Below are 19054 nucleotides of genomic sequence, written 5' to 3' on the forward strand. Positions count from 1 at the left end.
AAACAAAAAAGGCTGATTCTTGGAGAACCAGCCTTTTTTGAGTGTAAGAGGAAATTAAGCTTTTCCTTCTGGATAGTAATGATGTACATCCCGCTGAGGAAATGGAATTCCGATGTTCTCCTTATCAAAAGCCTTCTTGATGTTTTCGTGCATGTAAAAATGAACATCCCAGAAGTTTTCAGTTTTACACCACGGCCTTACTGCAAAATTAACCGAGGAATCAGCCAATTCAGAAACTAGGATGTCTACCGGCTGGGAGTGATCAATAAACTCGCAAGATGACGCTACTTCTTCGATGACTTTTCTTGCCTTGTCTATATCAGCACCGTAGCTTATTCCAAAGGTCATTGGTACTTTTCGCACTGGGTTGGAAGTCAGGTTTTCCAGTGGATTTGATGAAATAGAACCGTTGGGGATTATAATGATTCGATTATCCAGTGTGGTTAAGATGGTATTGAAAATTTGAATCTCTTTGACTGTGCCCGAATATCCATTGGTGACAATAAAATCTCCCACTCGGAAAGGTCTGAAGAACAAAATCAAGATTCCTGCTGCCATATGGCTAAGGTTCCCCTGAAGTGCCAATCCTATTGCAAAAGCAAGAGCACTGAAAATGGCAATGAATGAAGTGACCTCAATGCCAAACATGGATGCGGCACTAAGGAGTACTAAGAACTTCAGCGATAGACTTATGACCGAATGTAAAAATGGGGCTAGTGATTTATCGACATTATTCTTTTCTAGTCCTTTTTTGACTCGACTGGAAATCAATCCAGCAATCCAAAATCCAATTACTAGTGTGATGATTGCTCCTAAAACCTTTGGGGCATAAGCGTAAGCTTGATCTAAAATTTTTGAGATGTCAAAATCCATTTGTTAAATAATTTAGTTTGCGATTCAAGATTAATGAAAAAGCCTATTACCAGTGTTTTTTAATTTCAGGAAGTCGTTCAAGATTTCATTCCTTTAAAAAATTGGACAGAATTCTATTGCTATCGTCCTTTTATCAAGCCTTTTTTTCTCGGATTTCTTTCTTCCCTGTTTGATTGTAATTTCAATAGCTGAATAGGTGAGAGATTGTCTATTGCTAAGAAGCTAAGAGCTAGTTAGACTAGATCTTATTTTATATATGAAAAACAGCCTTTATAGACTGAAAAACCTATTTTTGCCGAAATGTCGGGAAAATGTCGGGTCAATTCCGTCCCATTTTCGTCCTAAAGTTTCTCTATTCAAAACAACTTGCCATGGTCAAATCAAAAACACACATCACAATGAAACAACCAGAATTAGGCAAGAAAATCTCTGAATGGAGAAAAGCTAAAGGACTAACCCAAGAGGAGCTAGTCGAAAAATGTAATTTGAATGTGCGTACGATCCAACGGATAGAAGCTGGTGAAGTCACTCCGCGGAGTTACACCATAAAAACTATCTTGGAGGCACTTGGAATGGAAATAGATCCAGAACCTGTAGTTTCATTCGAAAATACGGACGGAAATATTCCTTGGATGATTTACGCAGCCGTAGCTGGGTTTTTTGTTTATTTCTTTGCATCCATTTTCGAGATTTTCTCCGAATTTGAGCTAGTCATGGAAGGAAAAAACATAGCCACAATGAGCTTGTTTTTGATTAAGATATTTTCCTACGGAGGTTACATATTGTTTATGGTTGGATGGATCAAGATGCTTGATTTCTTTCCCAATAAGCTGCTCAAAATAGCCCTATCGATCATGATCGGAGCAAATTTTGTCTTTTTAGGCATGGATGCTTTGGCACTCTTAACCAATAGCATTGACCTGATTGATTACTATCCAGTCAAAGTCAGTACGTTTGGACTCATATATGGGATCCTTGGAATGGGATTTATTGCTTACAAAAAAGCATGGTCCAATATGGCCCTTGTAATCGGGGTACTAACAGTTATCGCAGGAGTATTGATCTTTTCGGGAATTGGGGCGGCATTCGGATTAATTCCATTGACGCTTGCTGAACTGGCACAGGTCGGTCTGATGATCTATTTAATTACTAAAATCGGGGGTAAGTCTTCCCCCGATTCTACTTCTTTTGTATCAGAATTTTAGGATGAATTCCTGAAGGTTTTCAGAACGCTCCAATTGAATTTTTTTCCGAAGTCTATATCGGGCAATCTCCACTCCCCGGATCGTGATATTCATCAGGTTGGCTATTTCTTTCGATGAAAGATTCATTCTCAAATATGCACTCAGTTTGATTTCCTGTGGACTAAGATCAGGGAATCTTGACTTGAATCGAGACATAAAATCCCCGTGTACCTCGTCGAAATGCATTTCAAACTGTTCCCAATCTTTGTCACCGGCAATGTTTTTTTCAATGCTGGAAATGATCTTTTTGATCTCGTTTTTGACCTCCTGATTTTTACTCTTTTTGATGATGCTGTTGAGATGTGATTTTGTCTGAACGATAAAGCCATTTTTATTGATCAAGTGCATCGTAGCTGAGGCTAACTCTTTATTTTTTCCCTGAATTTCAGATTTTAGTTTTTCAGTTTTGAGGCGTTCGATTTCTTTTTGAGAATCCTGCAAATCACTTTCCTTTTGCTCGATGACTTTGGATTGAGCGGCTTGAATCTTCGCGGTGGTTTTTTTCAATTTTCGATCAGCTATTCGGAAGAGTAAGTAAAGCAGAGTGATCGTCAATATTGCGTAAATGAGGTATGCGAGTGGTGATCGATACCATGGTGGCAAGACTTTGAATGTAAACTGATCCTCCTGCCCGACTTGATCATAGATGTTTTTACTACGAACGTGAAGAGTATAGTTGCCTTCTCTCAAGTTGGTGTAGGACCTATCCCTTCTGGTAGACCATTCGCTAAAGTCATCCTCAAAACCCTCCAGCCAAAATTGATATTGAGTGGTGTTTTCATTGTTTGGAATAGGATTGCTTGCTTCAAATCTAAAATGAGCCATTTCATAAGGAACGGTTGTAATTTCCTCTTTCGCCTCATTTGAATTTAAAGTGTCGTTGAGCCAGTAATTTCCTTCTGAAATAATGGAGTCTGAAATACCCGTGAGATATACCGATCGAATCATGGTAGGGAATACCGTCGATACTCGGTAATTTCTTTCAAGTTTATACCAAATGAACCCCTCATTGGCAGCAAATAGGACTTCATTTGGCCGAATGAGTGATATATTCTGCAAATCATCATTTAAGAAAGGCCTGATCTTATTGAAAATCTGATGATTCTTTTGATAGGTTCCATTGATTTGCTTTTCTAAGACTCCTACTTCGTCACTGCCGATATAAAAGATATTACCTGCCGGATCTTCTACCATGCTTGTGGCTAAAAAATCATAATCGAAATAAGGCTCAAAATTGGGGTCTTTCTCGAATCGATCTGAATCCGGATTATATCGATAAATACCATACTCTGTCGAAAAAACAACCTGATTATTGAGCTTCCACACACTGTTTAGCAAGGTGGTAGGCAATCCAGATTCTATTCCATAATATTTAGACTCTACGGAATCCAAAGCTTCATTTAGGCGAAGTCGATAGACTCCTTTGTATCCATGAGCCATCCAAATATCTCCATTGCTGTCCTGTTCGATCAGTCGGGACGATTCATCAAAACCCTTGATTTTCCGAAGGAATCGAGCTGATCCATTGGTAAGCTCAAACAGGAGGAGGCCATTGTAGCTACCGCTTAAGATAAGATTTGGATGATCTTTCAGGCTTTGGAAATTCCAAATTCCATTTGGCCCTCCTAGAGATGATATATTCCGATTGTTTACACTAAATGCGCCATTATTTTGTGCCGAAAGCAAGAGATTTTGGATCTGCGAAATCTGATATACTTGCCCCGTACCACCTGGAATAGGCTCAATCTCCGATTCGACATCTGAGCTTTCTTCTTTTGAAAAAAGGCCATAATTGGTGCCAAAGTAGAGTTTATCATCTTTCAGGTAGGCGTCATATCCTGTTCCTGGAAGACCTGAAAACTGATCAATCAAGCGGAACGGCAGACTCAATTCTAGTAAGGTGATTCCATTGTTGTGACCTATCCAGAGATTTCCGACGGTATCTTCAAAGAGCGATAGAATGGAGTTATTTCTCAGCCCTTTTTCTTTGTTCATGCGGAGTAGTATGCGACCATTCTGGTCTACTATAAAAATCCCATGTCGCTGCGTTCCAAGGGCTATGTTTCCATTTCTAAGCCTAAGTGCACGGTTTATCTGAGTTTCAGATGGTAGATTAATTGACCATGGTTTAACTAGGCCAGGACTGATTTCAAAAATCCCCTCGTTCTGAGTGAAAACTAAGTGTCGGTTCCCAGCAAGAGAGATAAAGCTTACGACTACTTTATCACCAAAAAGCTCACTATTATCCATTGAGGCCAATTTTCCAGCCTCTAAGGAAAGTAAACCTTTGCCACGTTGATTGACTACCAGGTTATTGTTTGCAAAGTGAAAACTCTCAAACTCTGACTCTGCTTCCAGAATTTCCTCTAAATCCAGTTTTTTATTGAAAATGAAGATCTCCTCCAGTGTGCAGAAAACCACCTTGTCCCGGATGAACAAGATCTTCCAAATCTCTTCTAGGTTTCGCTTCTCAGTAGGCAGCTTTTCCAACAGTGACTGGTATTGGAGCCTTCCTTGAGAATTTGCTTTGAAGTATCCAAATTCTGCTTGTCCGGACACATAAATAGTCCCAAACTCATCAATGGCTACATCCCGTATTTTGGTACTATTCGGCAAGGAGTACCGCCTCCATTCAGTACCATCATATTCCAGCAGCCCAAAGTTATTGGCCACGTAAATCATCCCTGATGTGCTCTGGGTAAAAGCAAAGTTTTGGATACCTCCCTGATAGTCGTTGGAAGAGTAGTATTTAGAAAAAGGGAGACCGGGAACTTGAGCCTGAGCTACCGATATAGAACCTATCAGAAGGACAATGATAAGCCGAAAGATCATCTGTTATTTTGGGTTTTGGTTAAAGTTAAAAAAAAATGGCATGATGTATATAAAGTTGAGTTGAGTCTATCTCATTTGATCCAAAATATGCCATTTTAATCAAAATAAGGTGGGTTTTGGAATGAGCTGTGATGGTTCTGTGAAAATTATTTTAGCTATTTGATGTGTTATTGTGTTGGTTGTTGATTAGGGTTAAATGGGCTTTCCTTTTAATTTGTTTAGGAATTATTCAATCAATTTTTAATCAACCCAAAATACTATGACGAAAAGTAGTAGTGCCTACACGGTCAGAATATCCTTAATTGTCGCTTTAGGAGGATTTCTGATGGGCTTTGATGCTTCTGTAATTTCCGGAGTTGTCAAGTTTATCGAAACAGAATTTGACCTTAGCAAACTAGAATTGGGTTGGTCCGTTGCATCTCTCACCTTGACTTCTACCTTGGCGATGATGGTGGCTGGGCCTATGAGTGATAGGTTTGGCCGAAGAAAAGTATTACAAGTAGCAGCAATTCTTTACGCAGTCAGTGCTTTTGGTTCAGCAGTAGCTCCCGATTTTATAAGTCTTGTTGTTGCCCGAATGATAGGAGGTTTCGGAGTGGGAGCTTCCTTGATCTTGGCACCCATGTATATTGCTGAGATAGCTCCTCCTGGGATGAGAGGTAGACTAGTATCCTTCAATCAATTGAATATTGTCATTGGTATTTCAGTTGCTTTTTTTACCAATTATTTGATTTTGCAATTAGGTGAATCTCAGGCTGACTGGGCACTTACTCTTGGTTTTGAGAAGTGGAATTGGCGATGGATGCTTGGTCTTGAATTTTTACCCGCTGTTCTTTTTTACGGAGGTTTGTTTTTTGTTCCAAAAAGTCCGCGTTGGCTTGTGATGAAAGGTCAAACCGATCAGGCCTTGATAATCATGAGGCAATTCACCGATATAGATGATGCAGACAAACAAATTAATGATGCTATTCGAAGCATTCATGAAGAGAAGGATGAGCAAAAAGTCAAGTTGACTGAGTTTTTTAAGCCGGCTTATAGATTGGTTCTTGTCATCGGGCTGGTAATCGCTATACTTCAGCAAATCACCGGTATCAATTCGGTGTTTTTCTACGCTCCAATGATTTTTGAGCAGTCAGGAATCGGTACGGATGCTTCATTCATTCAAGCAATTCTAGTCGGTTTGACCAACTTGGTGTTTACCGTCTTAGCTATTCTTTTTATTGATCGTTTGGGCCGAAAACCCCTTCTCTTGTTCGGATTAGCAGGTATTGCTATTTGTATGAGCCTTTTGGCCTATGGTTTTGGATCAGCCACCTATCAACTCACTTCAGATTCTATAAAAGAACTGCCTACCGAATTCAACCGTGAAGCCATTTCTCCAATGCTGCAAGAAGTATTTCAGGACGATGTGAGCTTTAAGCAGGCTTTAAGGAAAAATCTAGGAGAGAAAGATGCCTTGACTTATGAGTCTCAATTGATCACTGCAGGGATTACAATGAATCCAACACTTATTTTGATTGGGATTTTGGGTTTTGTGGCCTCCTTTGCCATTTCTATTGGTCCAGTAATGTGGGTACTCTTTTCAGAGCTTTTCCCTATCAAAGTAAAAGGAGTTGCCATTTCTTTTGTAGGCTTCTTTAACTCATTGGTAAGTTATTTGGTCCAGCAGTTTTTCCCTTGGCAGCTTGATACGTTTGGAAGCAGCATGACATTCTTTTTATATGGGCTTTTCGCAGCAGTAGGTTTAATTTTCGTTTGGGCTGTGGTGCCCGAAACAAAAAACAAGTCTCTGGAAGAACTTGAATCTATTTTGATTAAAAGATAAATGGGAAGCTACTGTTCGATGAAATAAATAGTATAGTTGGGAAAGCTGTGGCGAAGATCAAATCCTTTCAAAGTTAAATTGACTCTTAGTTTAGGGTTTTTGAAAAAGAAGAAATTAGACAAAAGGGAGCTGAAAGAATCATTAGAGTTCAATTTTATAAGAGCTCTTCCGTGATTCGATTTTTGATTCGGCGGAGAATTTGAGCGTTCTTGCCACTTTCACTTTCGATCTCAAGGATTTTCGGTTGTGAGCTCTCTAGGTAAAAATCTTGAAGGTAGGCTTCCAACTCCTTCGAATCACGGGCTAATGCATAATCAAAACCTTGTTCCTTGGCCAAATAGGAAGCATCGAGTGTTTGCTCGGTCTCAAAGTATTCCTCCAACTCCGGTTGCTGCGATGGGCCTTCTATTAGCCTGAAAATTCCTCCTGCGTGATTATTCAGTAAGATGATCCGCAAGTTTGGAGAAGGATAATTGTTCCAAAAGGCATTACGATCGTAGAAAAAGGCTAAGTCTCCAGTAATCAAAGTAACCAAGCCATCACTGACCCAAGCTGCTCCGACAGCGGTACTATTGCTCCCATCGATTCCGCTCGTGCCCCTGTTGCAATAGATTTCTTGTGGTCTTTTTCCCAAAAAGTTTAAGTATCTGACAGCCATGGAATTGGCTACCTGAATTTGTGAGTTTGCAGGAATATGCTCTAAAACCTTTTTGAAAGCAGGATATTCACCAAAATCTTCTTGGTCAAGAAGGTTGAATAAACTTGTATTGACTTTGTCTTCCAAGCCTAACCATTTTTCCTGAAAGGCTTTGTCGCTCGAAAAGCCTTGTTCCGAAAGCCATTTTAAAAAGAATATAGCATCGCAATCAAGGAACTCAGTCAGGCCCTGAAAAGGATCACGCAGCCCTTGATTGGCTTGAATATGCCAATGCTCGACTTCATTCTTTCGAAGAAAAAGCTTTAATGATTTAGAAATCACTGATTTCCCGAAACTAATAACCAAGTCCGGCACTAAATCCTTGCTGATGGACTCGTTTCCCATCCAATGATCATGCAGAGTGACGGAGCCCGGGATCTGATGATTAGAAATCGTATCCGCAACCACAACTAGGTGCTGTTCTTTGCTTAGTTTCTGAAGAATTTCAGAAATAGTAGGGTCTGGATTCTGTTGACCCGGTATGATTAGTATTTTTTTGAAAGTATTTAGTTTGGACTTGAGGGCATCAAGGTCCTCATTTGCAAGGCTTCTTTTACCTTCTCTGACTTGAATAACTGGAAGTTTGGCGGACGCCGAGAAAGATTCTCCTTTTTTGGGATAAAATGGCTCTCGAAGCGGAATGTTGATATGAACAGGCCCTTTAGGGCCGCTCATACTTAAATTGATAGCCTCATTGACTACGCGCTGGGCATACCAAAGTTGATCTTGGTGCTCAAAGCTATCTGGAAAGTCAAAACTTTCCTTTACATGCTTTCCGTAGACTTTGGTTTGATGAATCGTCTGCCCATCCCATTGATCGATCCATTCGGGCGGTCTATCTGCGGTAAGAATGAGTAAGGGGATTTCTTGAAAAAATGCCTCAGAAACAGCCGGAAAATAGTTTAGAGTGGCAGAACCTGAAGTGCAGACCAATACCACGGGTTGTTTCAGTTGCTGAGCCATCCCCAAAGCAATAAAAGCCGCGGATCGCTCATCTGAAATTGTCCGTGTCTGAATTTCAGGATTCCTCGCAAAAGCAAGAGTCAAAGGGGCACAGCGAGAACCAGGAGAAAGAATTGCATGCCGAATGCCTTTTTTCGCACAAATGGCGACTAAATCTACGATGGCTTGCATGGTCAATTGTTGACTGTTTGAATGAATTTTCCGATGATATTACATTTCACCTCTGTCTCTTCCCATTCCTTCTCTGGATCAGAATCCTCGGTCACCCCAGCACCGGCATAGAGAGTAATAGTGTTCTGACTTAGCGAGGCCGTCCGTAGATTGACATAGATGGATGTTTTATTCTCAATGTTGACCGGTCCGATGAAGCCTGCAAAAAACTTCCTGTCAAAACCTTCATTCGCTTTTAGAAACTCATGCGCCTCTTTTCTCGGCATCCCGCAGACTGCTGAGGTAGGGTGGAGGAGTTGTAGCATGACTGATCCGAGCTGAGGAAAGTTGGTCTCTTTCATATTCACCCGAAAATCAGATCGAAGATGCAAAAGGTTTCCTGCCATGACTGTTTTTGGACCATGCTCTTCGTATTCTCGAAGTCTGATTTTCTTAAAACAATCTACAATGTATCGACTGACAAGTGCTTGTTCCTCAATTTCCTTCTGAGTCCAAGCTGCTGATTTAAGCGGATTTTCCCCTTTGGCTACCTGTGTACCGGCAAGGGACATGGTATAAAAATGATCTCCACTGGTCTCGATTAATATCTCAGGGCTAGCTCCCATCCAGGAACCTACATCGGGTAGGTGGAAGAAATTCACAAATGAATTGGGATAGGTGTGGATTAGGTTGAGCAAGCTTTTTCCCAAGTCAAAATCCTTGGTCATTTCCAAGGTTTTGGTTCGGGCAGGAACCACTTTCTCCATAGATCCCATTTTGACTGCTTCTATACTTTTTCGAACCAGCTCCAAAAAGTGCTCCTTATCTCCTCCGTTTTTTTTGATCTCTTGAGCAGAGAGTTTAGGGAAATGATCTGCAGAAAATTGAAGAGATTTATCTCCTTGTTCAGCAAACTTCTGAATCCATTCGGGTAGGTTGGTTTCGCTTTGATCTTTTGCAAAAGGGATTTTAAAATACTCCTTGGATTCTATAAAAAAGGCCGAATGATCGGCTTGATCTTCAAAAGGATGAACTATAAAGCCGGATGGCACATCTTCGAGAGAAATATTGACTTTTCTTGCCAACTTCGAATCATCGAAAACCACTTCCAACTCATTACTTTTTGGTCTTTTCCATAAGGCAAAGGAACCACCGAATTGGAATCCTGCATGAAGAATTTGCTGAAGAGCCTCGTACTGGGAAATGGATTTGGCTGCTAAGGATTCAATCATTTTTTATCTAAAATAGCCATTGTAATTCTGCTTACGCAGCAAAGGGCCTCTTGTTCGTTATAGATTTTTATTTCCCAAACCTGGGTACTTTTTCCTAAATGTATGGCTTTTGCAATGCCTTTTACCCTTCCTGAACGGACAGATTTGAGGTGGTTTGCGTTGATTTCCAATCCAACACAAGTTTGACTCTTCAAATCAATGGTTAAGGAAGCCGCTACGCTTCCCAGCGTCTCTGCTAGCACTACATTCGCTCCCCCGTGTAACAAGCCCATTGGTTGTTTGGTTTTGCTATCTACGGGCATGGTTGCACTTATGAAGTCATCCCCAATTTCTGTAAAAACAATATCCAGATGGCTCACCATGGTATTTTGACCGCTTTGGTTGAGCTGTTGCAATGAAGGCTTTGTTTTAAAAACCATGAATTCTATTGGGAATTGATTTTATTTGAACTTTGACAAAAATATAGAAAATGCAGCGAAAAAAAATTTACTTAGTCAGACATGGGCAGACTGATTTCAATCTCAAAGGGGTAGTACAAGGAAGTGGCATAGATGCACCTATCAATGAAACCGGTAGATCCCAAGCAGCTGCATTTTTTGAAGCATACAAGGATGTCGAGTTTGATCAGATCTACCATACTTCTCTCATTCGTACTCGCCAGTCCATTCAGCAATTTGTGGATAGAGGAATTCCCACCACAGCTTTAGCGGAATTGAATGAGATTTCATGGGGTGAATATGAAGGAACTCCGATGACGCCACAGGAAAATGAATACTACCGGCATATGTTGCATCAGTGGCAGGAAGGAAATTTGGACTATGCTATAGCCGGAGGAGAAAGTCCTAATCAAGTAGCGGTAAGGCTACAGCGGGGGATAAATAAAATAATTTCGGGTCCTGGCGAAACGATTCTGGTATGCATGCATGGTAGAGCCATGCGTATATTTTTGAGTTTGATTTTTCACTACGACCTGCGCTACATGGATCAATTTGAGCACAGCAATCTGTGTCTTTATTTACTGGAGCAACTTGGAGAAGATAGATTTGTGCTGCGAAAGGCAAATGATCGAGCTCATCTTAAAGCTCTGTAAGCAATTTTCGGCTTTTGGTTTTTGACTCTTTAATTTGTGATTGCTCACTTAGGAAATTCTCAAAAACAGATTCATTCTTGGTCAAATCATAAACTCGAAATGCAATGTCTTCGAGTTTTAAAGATTTTTTTCCTGAAACTTCTACTAAAAAGTCGCCAAGAAAGCATTCATCAAAATCACAAGAAGGAATTTCAATGAAAAGGGCAAGTTCTGAATTGCCTTCATAGCTTTTGGTATCAAAAGAAGAAAATTGCTCTTCTATCTGATTCAGTGCTATTTTATGCTGTTTGAGTTCCTGAGATTGGAAGATGACCAAAAAAGTTTTGGATTCGGGCTGAATCGCCTGAACCTGTAGTCCTATAAAAGTGAATAATATGACTGCCAGAAACTTTCTCATGCCTTAATATAAACATTAAAGTCCTCGGAAAGCAAATTTGTTTGGAGGCAAAAAATAAACCCCGAGAAAATATCCCGGGGTTTGAATGTTGTTAAGCTTTTGCGGTACGCTTCTTTTTTGGCTTTTCTTCGACGATTTCGTCTTCGACGCCTGCCAAGATTCTTCCGCAGTGCTCACACACGATGAGTTTTTTCTTTTCGCGAATATCTGCCTGACGCTGTGGTGGTACGGTATTGAAACAACCGCCACAAGCTCCACGCTTCACCATCACTACTGCAAGACCATTTCTCGCATTAGCTCTGATTTTTTCATACGACCTGTAGAGTCTGTCATCCACCTTTTTGATGGATTTTTCTCTTTCTGATCTCAACTTATCTTCTTCTGCCTCACTTTCGGAGACAATTGTAGACAATTCGTCTTTCTTTTGATCAAGATCTTTCTGTCTGTCCTTCATGACAGCATTCAAATCATCAAGATCTAATTTCTTCTGGTCGATTTTTGCGCCTGCTTCTGCGATCTTCTTTTTCGAAACTTGAATTTCAAGATCCTGAAGCTCCAATTCCTTGGTGATAGCATCGTATTCGCGGTTATTGCGAACATTCATCTGCTGCTCCTGATATTTTTTAATCAGTTTTTCAGACTCTTTGATACTTTCCTTGAAATTTTTGATGTCCTGTTCGTAGGCTTCAATTTCATTTCTGAATTTTTCAAGTCTGGTCTCATAACCGGCGATTTCATCTTCGAGATCCTGAACCTCCTCAGGCAGTGCTCCCCGTACTTTGATGATCGCATCCAGTTTAGAATCTATCAGCTGTAAATTGTGTATAGCGTCGAGTTTTTGTGCTACTGTACTTTCCATGTACTATCGGTAGGATGTGGGATTTGTAACTACTTTCGTCAAATAGAGTGCAATATTAGGAAAATTTTGCGACAATAGTTCTGATAGTAACTCTTTTGTAAAAATTTCGCTTTCATAGTGCCCGATATCGCAAAGCATAAGCTGGCCCTCTGCATCAAAAAACTCATGGTATTTAACGTCTGCGGTCACAAAAGCATCCGCACCATGTCTTTTAGCATCGCCCAAAAGGAATATTCCTGCCCCGCCACAAACAGCTACTTTTTTGATAGGTTTCCAGCGAAGTGCCGTGTGTCTCACTACCTGAAGGTTCATTCGCTCTTTGAGATAGTCCAAAAAGTCTAGCTCCTCCATCGGCGATTCCAATTCCCCTATCATTCCAGCACCTACCTCCTGATTTTCGTTTTCAAGATCTTGAAGGTAGAAGGCCACTTCTTCATAAGGGTGGCTTTTTTTCATAGCAGAAACTACCTTTTGGCTCAAATATTTGGGTAGAATTACTTCTGCTCGCACTTCTGCTTCGTAGGAGGGGGCCCCAGCTTTTCCTGAGTATGGATTGGCTGCATCGGATGGAGTAAAAGTTCCCATTCCATTGACTTGAAAAGAACAGTTTTTGTATTCCCCGATTTGTCCTGCACCGGCTTGGTAGACAGCATCTAGCACTTGGTTTTTTGCATCTTCAGGCACAAAAAAAGTAAGCTTGCTTAATATGCCTTTTTTGGGCTGAAGAATCTTGGGGTTGAGAAGCGAAAGACGATCTGCGATCCGCTTGTTTACTCCATGAGCGACATGGTCAAGATTGGTATGAATGGCGAAAATCGCGACATCGTTTTTGATTGCTTTGATGACAGTTCGCTCCACGTAGTTTTTCCCCGTGAGGCTTTTCAGACCTTTGAAGACAATCGGATGATGGGCAACCACCAAATTAACTCCGAGTTGGATAGCCTCGTCTATTACCTCCTCAGTACAATCCAAAGAACAAAGTATGCCTTTGACAGGCTGATTGGGATCTCCTGCTATCAGCCGTGCATTGTCGTAGGACTCTTGGTAGGCAGGAGGTGCAAGTTGATCTAAAAATGAAATGATGTCTCGGATTTTGTATTCCATGGTTTTTTGTTTCTTTGATCAAAAATAAGAATTCTTTTAGATGCGAGGGTTGCTTTTTCTTTTGTTTCCTTTTTCTGTTCTCTACGATGGCATCACCCGTCTTCGCAATGCGTTTTATGACTGGGGTCTTTTCAAAAGCACTGATTCCAAGATTCCGGCGGTTGTGGTAGGTAACTTAAGAGTGGGAGGGACCGGCAAAACTCCCATGGTGGAATTTCTGATTCGAAGCTTTCGCTCCGATCATGCTGTAGCAACCTTGTCAAGAGGTTATGGAAGAGTAACAAAAGGTTTTCGAAAAGTCAACTCAGACTCAAAAGTGACAGAAGTAGGTGATGAACCCTACCAAATCCACCAAAAGTATGGACAAGGTATTCAAGTTTTTGTCTCTGAGAATCGTGTTTTGGGGGTAGATGAGATTTTGAAAGAGTCCAAGGTACCAAACTTATTGATCCTGGATGACGCCTTTCAGCACAGAGCTATCCGGGCGCAGGCTTATATTCTTTTGACTACCTGGAATGATCCTTTCTTTAAGGATTTTCTCCTACCAGTAGGGAGACTTCGGGAAAGCCGCCATGGTGCAAAAAGAGCCGATGCGATAGTTGTGACGAAATGTCCAAGCTCTAGAACTTTTCAGGAAGAGAACGAGATGAAAAGGCAGATTCATTCTTATTCGGGTGATACTACACCGGTATTCTTTTCTTCCATCGATTATGGAAAGCCTCTAGCTTTAATCCATCAAGAGGCTTTTTCCCCACGTGTGATTCTTTTCAGTGGTTTGGCCGATTCCAGTGCATTGAGGGCTTATTGTGAGCAGAATTATCAAGTGTTGGATGTGGTAGATTTTCCAGATCATCATGCTTATTCTGAAAAGGATTATGAGTTGCTCAAGCAAAAGGCAACAGCTCATGGAAGTAAGAATTTGGTCTTTTTGACGACAGAGAAAGATGGGGTAAAAGTTAAATCACAGCTTAAGAAAGGATTTTTGGGAGAAATTCCGATTTTTGTCCTACCAATTGAGGCCCAGTTTGAGCAAGAGGAAGCGACAGCGCTATTACAACTAATCCAACAAAAAGTCTTTGGAAAAGACCACAAAGGTGAATAAATCCATACTCGCAGTATTTATATTCTTTTTTTTAGGATTGATTCAGCATTCCTTTGCGCAGCGCCCTATTCCCCAAAATGGACGGCAGGTTCAAAACCCAAATCAGCGAGTGCAGCAGGAAGCTTTGCAGCAGGGAGAAGTTGAAGGAGAGGAGCAAACGGGCAGGAGAACTCTTTTGGACGATAGTACCCGGATGGTTTTTGGGCCTACGACTGCCTTATTTTTCTATGAAAAAGATATCAAGCGAAACAGTTTGACGCTTTATCCCCAAGATACTTCATTGACCAATTTTCATAATTATGACCCTCTTGCAAAAGGGGGGTGGAAATATCAGGACCTCGGAAATATCGGCTCCGCTGCCCAGCCTATTTTTTATGAAATACCTGATCAAATTGGTACTCGATCTGGATTTCATGCATACGACATCTACTATCACAATCCCGAAACCAGAAAGTACTTCGATACCAAGTCTCCCTTTACCAATATGTCAGCTTTTTTTGGTGGGGGTAATCGAAATATGTTGGATTTGGAGTTTGCCCGAAATGTGAATCCACGCTGGAATATTGGATTTGAATTCCATACTATTCGGTCCCGAAAAACACTAAATCCAATCGCCAGGGATGACAATATGGTGGAGCAGACATCCTATTCGCTGCACACCAATTATCGATCTGAAAATGGCCGATATTGGCTCCTGGGGAATTTCTCAAGGATGAGGCACGTGGTGAACGAGATTGGTGGAATTATCCCTCCTGAAGAGGACTCTACCTCAGTTTACTTCACCTATGAAGATGCCAAAGTTTGGTTGCGAAACTCCCAAGCGAGAGACCTAAGGCAGGATTACCATTTCTATCATGAGTATAAAGTGAGGGACGGCCTTCAGATCTATCACGTTTTCGACAGAAAGAGTCAGGATATCAGGTTTGATGCCTTACTGAATTCGACTGACTCTCTTTTTTATCCTTCTACAAGATTGCTGGAGCCCGACACCACGAGAAATATCCATGATTTTTCAGAGTGGAAAAATGAATTTGGATTAAAAGGAACCTTCGGAGGCTTTTTTTACAATGCCTATGCAAAGCTCCGAAATGGTAGAATGCAAAACCCTGCTTTCGAAAGCGACAATACCTTCAATGAAGTATTTATCGGCGGGCAGCTTATTGGGAAACTTTCCGAGAAGTGGTCTTTAAGTGCAGATGGGGAATACCTACTTCCCGGCGCGTTTCGGATTCATGGAGTTTTTCAATCTCCCTGGCTGGATGTGGAATATACCAAGGCCCTTTACAAACCCAGTTCCATGCAGCAGCGATATGCCGGTAATCACTTCAACTGGGACAATGATTTCGACAATGTTGGCGTGGATCAAGTCACCGGGACGCTTAAACTAGATATCGGCAAAGCTAAAATAAGACCGGGCTTGACTATCAACCGAGTAAATAATTATATCTATTTTGATGAAAGCAGGTTGCCTGTTCAAGCAGATGGAGAAGCGTTTATGCTGATGCCCAGCGTGAAATCTGCTATTCGGGTTGGTAAAAAATTCCAATGGGATGCGGAGGTGATTTTCACAAGTGTATCCGGAGGGGCAGCTGATGCATTTCGAATTCCTGAGTTATTTGCAAATACCCGTTTTTACTTCGATAGTCCTGCATTTGATGAAAATGTATTCCTGCAATTTGGATTGGATATTCGCTATCACTCTTCTTATTTTGCGGATGCCTATTGGCCATCCCATCAGCAGTTTTACCTCCAAAACACCTTTGATGTGTATGCCTATCCGGTGGTTGACGTGTTTTTGAATTTCCGAATCAACAGAACTCGAGTTTTGCTGAAATACAATCATTTGAATTCGGGGATGATGAGTCGAGATGGATATTTTGTAACGCCTGACTACACTGGAATTCGATCCTTTATTGATTTGGGAATCACTTGGTATTTATTCGATTGATGGTGTCCTGAACTTGATTGATGAATTGCTGTTTGATTAAAAGACATTTGAAGAAAAAGATTGGTTGACTGATGAGTTGGCAAGAAAGTACGAAAGAAAAAATGCTGAATCTCCAGCTACCTACAGATCCCAGATGGGTGGGAATAGCGGAGATGCAGATTGAAGATATTTTGGTTGATCATGCTTATTGCGAGCAAAAGGCGGCTTCCTCCTGCATTTCCTTGATCATCCGATACAATGATTTGGATGAACTGGTAGATACTTTGACTCCGATCGTAGCGGAGGAGTGGGGACACTTTGAGCGGGTCATGGAGCAGCTTCGCAAAAGAGGTATGCGATTTGGGAAGCAGCGAAAAGATGAATATGTGGCGAAGCTTTATGACTTTGTTCGCAAAGGGGGGAGCAGAAAAGATCAGTTGACAGAAGGACTACTCATGAATGCTCTGATTGAGGCAAGAAGCTGTGAACGATTCAAGCTTCTGTCCAAAAATATTGAGGATGAGGAGCTTCGGAAATTTTACTATGAATTGATGATCTCGGAGGCCGGCCATTATGTGGCCTTTATTGATTTAGCCAGAAAATACCAAGATCCCGAAAAAGTAAACAAGCGTTGGAAGGAATGGCTGGAATTTGAGGCTGAGGTAATGAAAAATATGGAGCTTCGAGGTGATCGAATGCATTAAGTAATATTTTAGGAAGTATCTTCGTGAAATGCTTATACTTATTGGCAGAAATAAATTTTGAATAAAGAAATTGTTCTAAAAGCGGACAGAATATGAATTTGATCGAAAATATGCGTGAGGCGACCAAGTCAGTGCAGGTGAATATCCTGCGGACAATTTTGACTGGTGCCATCATTGCCATTGGGATTTCTTCCTTGGTTGGAATGTTGACAGCCATTGACGGAATCAAAGCACAGATTGCCGAGAGTTTTTCGGGATTGGGTGCCAATACTTTTGACCTGCGAAATAGGGGTTTTTCCGGTGGTAGAGCCATCCAAGAGGGAGAGAAGGAGAAGACCTATCCGATCATCACCTACAAGGAATTCATGGAGTTCAAGAATGAATATTCTGCGTATGGGATTTCCACAGTTTTCACCAGAGTTTCGGGTTCTGCTGAGGTTAAAAGGGACTCTAAAAAGTCTGATCCAAATGTTCGTGTCGTAGGAGCCGATGATAATTACCTTTCTATCAAAGCCATCAAGTTGGACGCAGGGCGAAACTTTTCAAATGTCGAAATCCGCTATGGAAACAATGTCTGCATCATTGGAAAAGAGATCAAAGAGATACTATTTGAGTCAAACGAGAATCCAGTCAATGAAAAGATAACGGTCTATGGCCGACCTTATACCGTGATTGGCGTACTGGAAGAGCAAGGAGGCGTAGGAAATGATCAAGGAGCTGATCGTCAGATATTGATTCCTGTGGAAAATGCTTCTCGACTGGATCAACGTGGTACCTTCCGATATCAGGCTACTTCCGTGGCTTCTGGACCTGATAGATTGGAGTATGAAATGGGTCAGGCGATTGGAATTATGCGAAAAATCCGTCAAGACAGAGTAACTGAAGAGGATTCTTTTGAACTGACAAAAAGTGAGTCTGTGGCTGAGAGCTTGGAGGAAGTAGCAGGTTACTTGCGAATTGGAGGTTTTGGAATAGGCTTTATCACGCTTTTGGGTGCATCAATTGGTCTAATGAATATTATGCTCGTTTCAGTTACCGAGCGAACTCGTGAAATTGGAATCCGCAAAGCTTTAGGCGCAACTCCACTTCGGATCCGTCAGCAGTTTTTGATCGAGGCAATTGTGATTTGCCTTTTTGGTGGAGTGGTAGGCGTTTTACTAGGAATTACCATCGGAAATGTCATCGCTAATTTCATTGGTCCGGGAGGATTCTTGGTTCCTTGGCTTTGGATGTTTGTGGCATTCGTGATTTGTGTGGTGGTTGGCTTGCTCTCGGGATATTTCCCCGCTTTCAAAGCAAGTAAACTGGATCCAATCGAATCACTTCGATACGAATAATGAAATATTTAAATGTCTGCTTTCTTACCATTAACCAAAATATATTAAGTTCACCTCGACTTCGCTCGGTGAACGTTACTTCGTAAAGTTGGAGAAGGGGAGGAAAATGCGGTGCTGCCGCATTTTCCTCCCCTTCTAAAATTAACCGCGAATCCGGAGGCCGAGCGAGGTCGAGGCCAATTTGAACTATGGGTATGATTGAGGATAATTAGAATTCAAAAAACCCGCTGGAAACTTAATTCCAGCGGGTTTTTTTTGGCTTTTATTTTTAATAAATAAAAACTATCCCAACCAAGCGCCCCAAGGTATTCTGCTGAGAATAAGCACCAAACCCACGGCGTAAAGCATGTAAATACTTCTGAATTTTGCTCGGGAAGTTTGAGCTTTTTTAGCCCGGCTGTAGCCAATAGTAATTAGCACAATCGCCACGATGTTGATAAGTGGATGCTCCAAAGCCGTCAATCTAGCAGCAGGGTCAGACATTGCTCCTCCGCCTTGTAGAAGCGATAGTCCTACAGGGCTCACAAAGTAAAGAATCAAGCCAAGGAGTAATTGGACATGGGAAAGGATGAAAGCAATCAGTGCTATTTTTCTGTCTTTTTCTGTAAACTCACGTCCACTGAGTGAGCCGATAAGCATTAAGAAGATCACGACTATCAGTGCGATGAGCACTAGGTAAGCCAGTCCGGAGTGTGCATGTTGTAATCCTGTGTACATA

At 41.3% G+C, this 19054-nt stretch carries 16 protein-coding genes; 7 read left to right on the forward strand and 9 right to left on the reverse strand.

Annotated features, from left to right (window positions below; translation table 11 throughout):
- Positions 1-54 precede the first annotated feature (54 nt).
- Positions 55-873 carry a mechanosensitive ion channel family protein gene (locus tag CDH51_RS18055; protein WP_100629953.1) on the reverse strand — a complete coding sequence of 273 codons (819 nt, stop codon included), beginning with the start codon at positions 871-873 and terminating at the stop codon, positions 55-57.
- A gap of 398 nt (positions 874-1271) precedes the next feature.
- Here CDH51_RS18055 and CDH51_RS18060 point away from each other — a divergent pair, with 398 nt between their 5' ends.
- Positions 1272-2078, forward strand: coding sequence for a helix-turn-helix domain-containing protein (locus CDH51_RS18060; RefSeq protein ID WP_100630129.1), 807 nt, complete (start codon positions 1272-1274; stop codon positions 2076-2078).
- On the opposite strand, the gene CDH51_RS18065 is transcribed toward CDH51_RS18060, so the two are convergent.
- The gene (locus tag CDH51_RS18065) at positions 2067-4949 is read right to left on the reverse strand and encodes a two-component regulator propeller domain-containing protein (protein ID WP_100629954.1); all 2883 of its coding nucleotides are present in this window, start codon (positions 4947-4949) and stop codon (positions 2067-2069) included. The two genes, CDH51_RS18060 and CDH51_RS18065, sit on opposite strands and share 12 nt — an antisense overlap.
- A 259-nt stretch (positions 4950-5208) precedes the next feature.
- On the opposite strand from CDH51_RS18065, the gene CDH51_RS18070 reads away from it, so the two are divergent.
- On the forward strand, positions 5209-6774 hold the full coding sequence (locus CDH51_RS18070) for a sugar porter family MFS transporter (RefSeq protein ID WP_100629955.1): 1566 nt from the start codon (positions 5209-5211) through the stop codon (positions 6772-6774).
- A 154-nt stretch (positions 6775-6928) separates the two neighbouring features.
- Here CDH51_RS18070 and menD read toward each other — a convergent pair whose 3' ends face one another.
- The 3 genes from menD to CDH51_RS18085 are packed head-to-tail and all read right to left on the reverse strand — an operon-like array spanning position 6929 to position 10235.
- A complete protein-coding gene (menD, locus tag CDH51_RS18075) occupies positions 6929-8605 on the reverse strand; it encodes a 2-succinyl-5-enolpyruvyl-6-hydroxy-3-cyclohexene-1-carboxylic-acid synthase (RefSeq protein ID WP_232724856.1) in 1677 nt (558 codons plus the stop codon).
- A 2-nt stretch (positions 8606-8607) separates the two neighbouring features.
- Positions 8608-9816: a chorismate-binding protein gene (locus tag CDH51_RS18080; protein ID WP_100629957.1), complete on the reverse strand. Its 1209-nt coding sequence runs from the start codon at positions 9814-9816 to the stop codon at positions 8608-8610.
- A complete protein-coding gene (locus tag CDH51_RS18085; protein WP_100629958.1) occupies positions 9813-10235 on the reverse strand; it encodes a hotdog fold thioesterase in 423 nt (140 codons plus the stop codon). The genes CDH51_RS18080 and CDH51_RS18085 overlap by 4 nt, the downstream gene beginning before the upstream one ends.
- Before the next feature lie 50 nt (positions 10236-10285).
- On the opposite strand from CDH51_RS18085, the gene CDH51_RS18090 reads away from it, so the two are divergent.
- Positions 10286-10906 (forward strand): histidine phosphatase family protein, encoded by a 621-nt coding sequence (locus CDH51_RS18090; RefSeq protein ID WP_100629959.1) that lies wholly within the window; start codon positions 10286-10288, stop codon positions 10904-10906.
- Here CDH51_RS18090 and CDH51_RS18095 read toward each other — a convergent pair.
- The 3 genes from CDH51_RS18095 to CDH51_RS18105 all read right to left on the reverse strand — a co-directional run bounded on the left by CDH51_RS18095 (position 10893) and on the right by CDH51_RS18105 (position 13266).
- The gene (locus CDH51_RS18095; RefSeq protein WP_100629960.1) at positions 10893-11303 is read right to left on the reverse strand and encodes a hypothetical protein; all 411 of its coding nucleotides are present in this window, start codon (positions 11301-11303) and stop codon (positions 10893-10895) included. The genes CDH51_RS18090 and CDH51_RS18095 overlap by 14 nt on opposite strands.
- Before the next feature lie 91 nt (positions 11304-11394).
- Positions 11395-12162: a zinc ribbon domain-containing protein gene (locus CDH51_RS18100; protein ID WP_100629961.1), complete on the reverse strand. Its 768-nt coding sequence runs from the start codon at positions 12160-12162 to the stop codon at positions 11395-11397.
- Positions 12163-12165: 3 nt separating this feature from the next.
- Positions 12166-13266 carry a Nif3-like dinuclear metal center hexameric protein gene (locus CDH51_RS18105; protein WP_100629962.1) on the reverse strand — a complete coding sequence of 367 codons (1101 nt, stop codon included), beginning with the start codon at positions 13264-13266 and terminating at the stop codon, positions 12166-12168.
- Positions 13267-13306: 40 nt separating this feature from the next.
- Here CDH51_RS18105 and lpxK point away from each other — a divergent pair, with 40 nt between their 5' ends.
- The 4 genes from lpxK (at position 13307) to CDH51_RS18125 (ending at position 18336) form a co-directional block, all read left to right on the forward strand.
- Positions 13307-14368: a tetraacyldisaccharide 4'-kinase gene (gene lpxK, locus CDH51_RS18110; protein ID WP_100629963.1), complete on the forward strand. Its 1062-nt coding sequence runs from the start codon at positions 13307-13309 to the stop codon at positions 14366-14368.
- Positions 14343-16316, forward strand: coding sequence for a putative porin (locus CDH51_RS18115; RefSeq protein ID WP_100629964.1), 1974 nt, complete (start codon positions 14343-14345; stop codon positions 16314-16316). The genes lpxK and CDH51_RS18115 overlap by 26 nt, the downstream gene beginning before the upstream one ends.
- Positions 16317-16387: 71 nt before the next feature.
- Positions 16388-16999, forward strand: coding sequence for a tRNA-(ms[2]io[6]A)-hydroxylase (gene miaE / locus CDH51_RS18120; protein WP_198514348.1), 612 nt, complete (start codon positions 16388-16390; stop codon positions 16997-16999).
- Positions 17000-17091: 92 nt separating this feature from the next.
- Positions 17092-18336: an ABC transporter permease gene (locus CDH51_RS18125; RefSeq protein WP_100629965.1), complete on the forward strand. Its 1245-nt coding sequence runs from the start codon at positions 17092-17094 to the stop codon at positions 18334-18336.
- A gap of 282 nt (positions 18337-18618) precedes the next feature.
- On the opposite strand, the gene CDH51_RS18130 is transcribed toward CDH51_RS18125, so the two are convergent.
- Positions 18619-19053 carry a hypothetical protein gene (locus tag CDH51_RS18130; RefSeq protein WP_100629966.1) on the reverse strand — a complete coding sequence of 145 codons (435 nt, stop codon included), beginning with the start codon at positions 19051-19053 and terminating at the stop codon, positions 18619-18621.
- Position 19054 lies beyond the last annotated feature (1 nt).

Source organism: Algoriphagus formosus (genome assembly GCF_002807035.1).
Lineage (GTDB): Bacteria > Bacteroidota > Bacteroidia > Cytophagales > Cyclobacteriaceae > Algoriphagus > Algoriphagus formosus.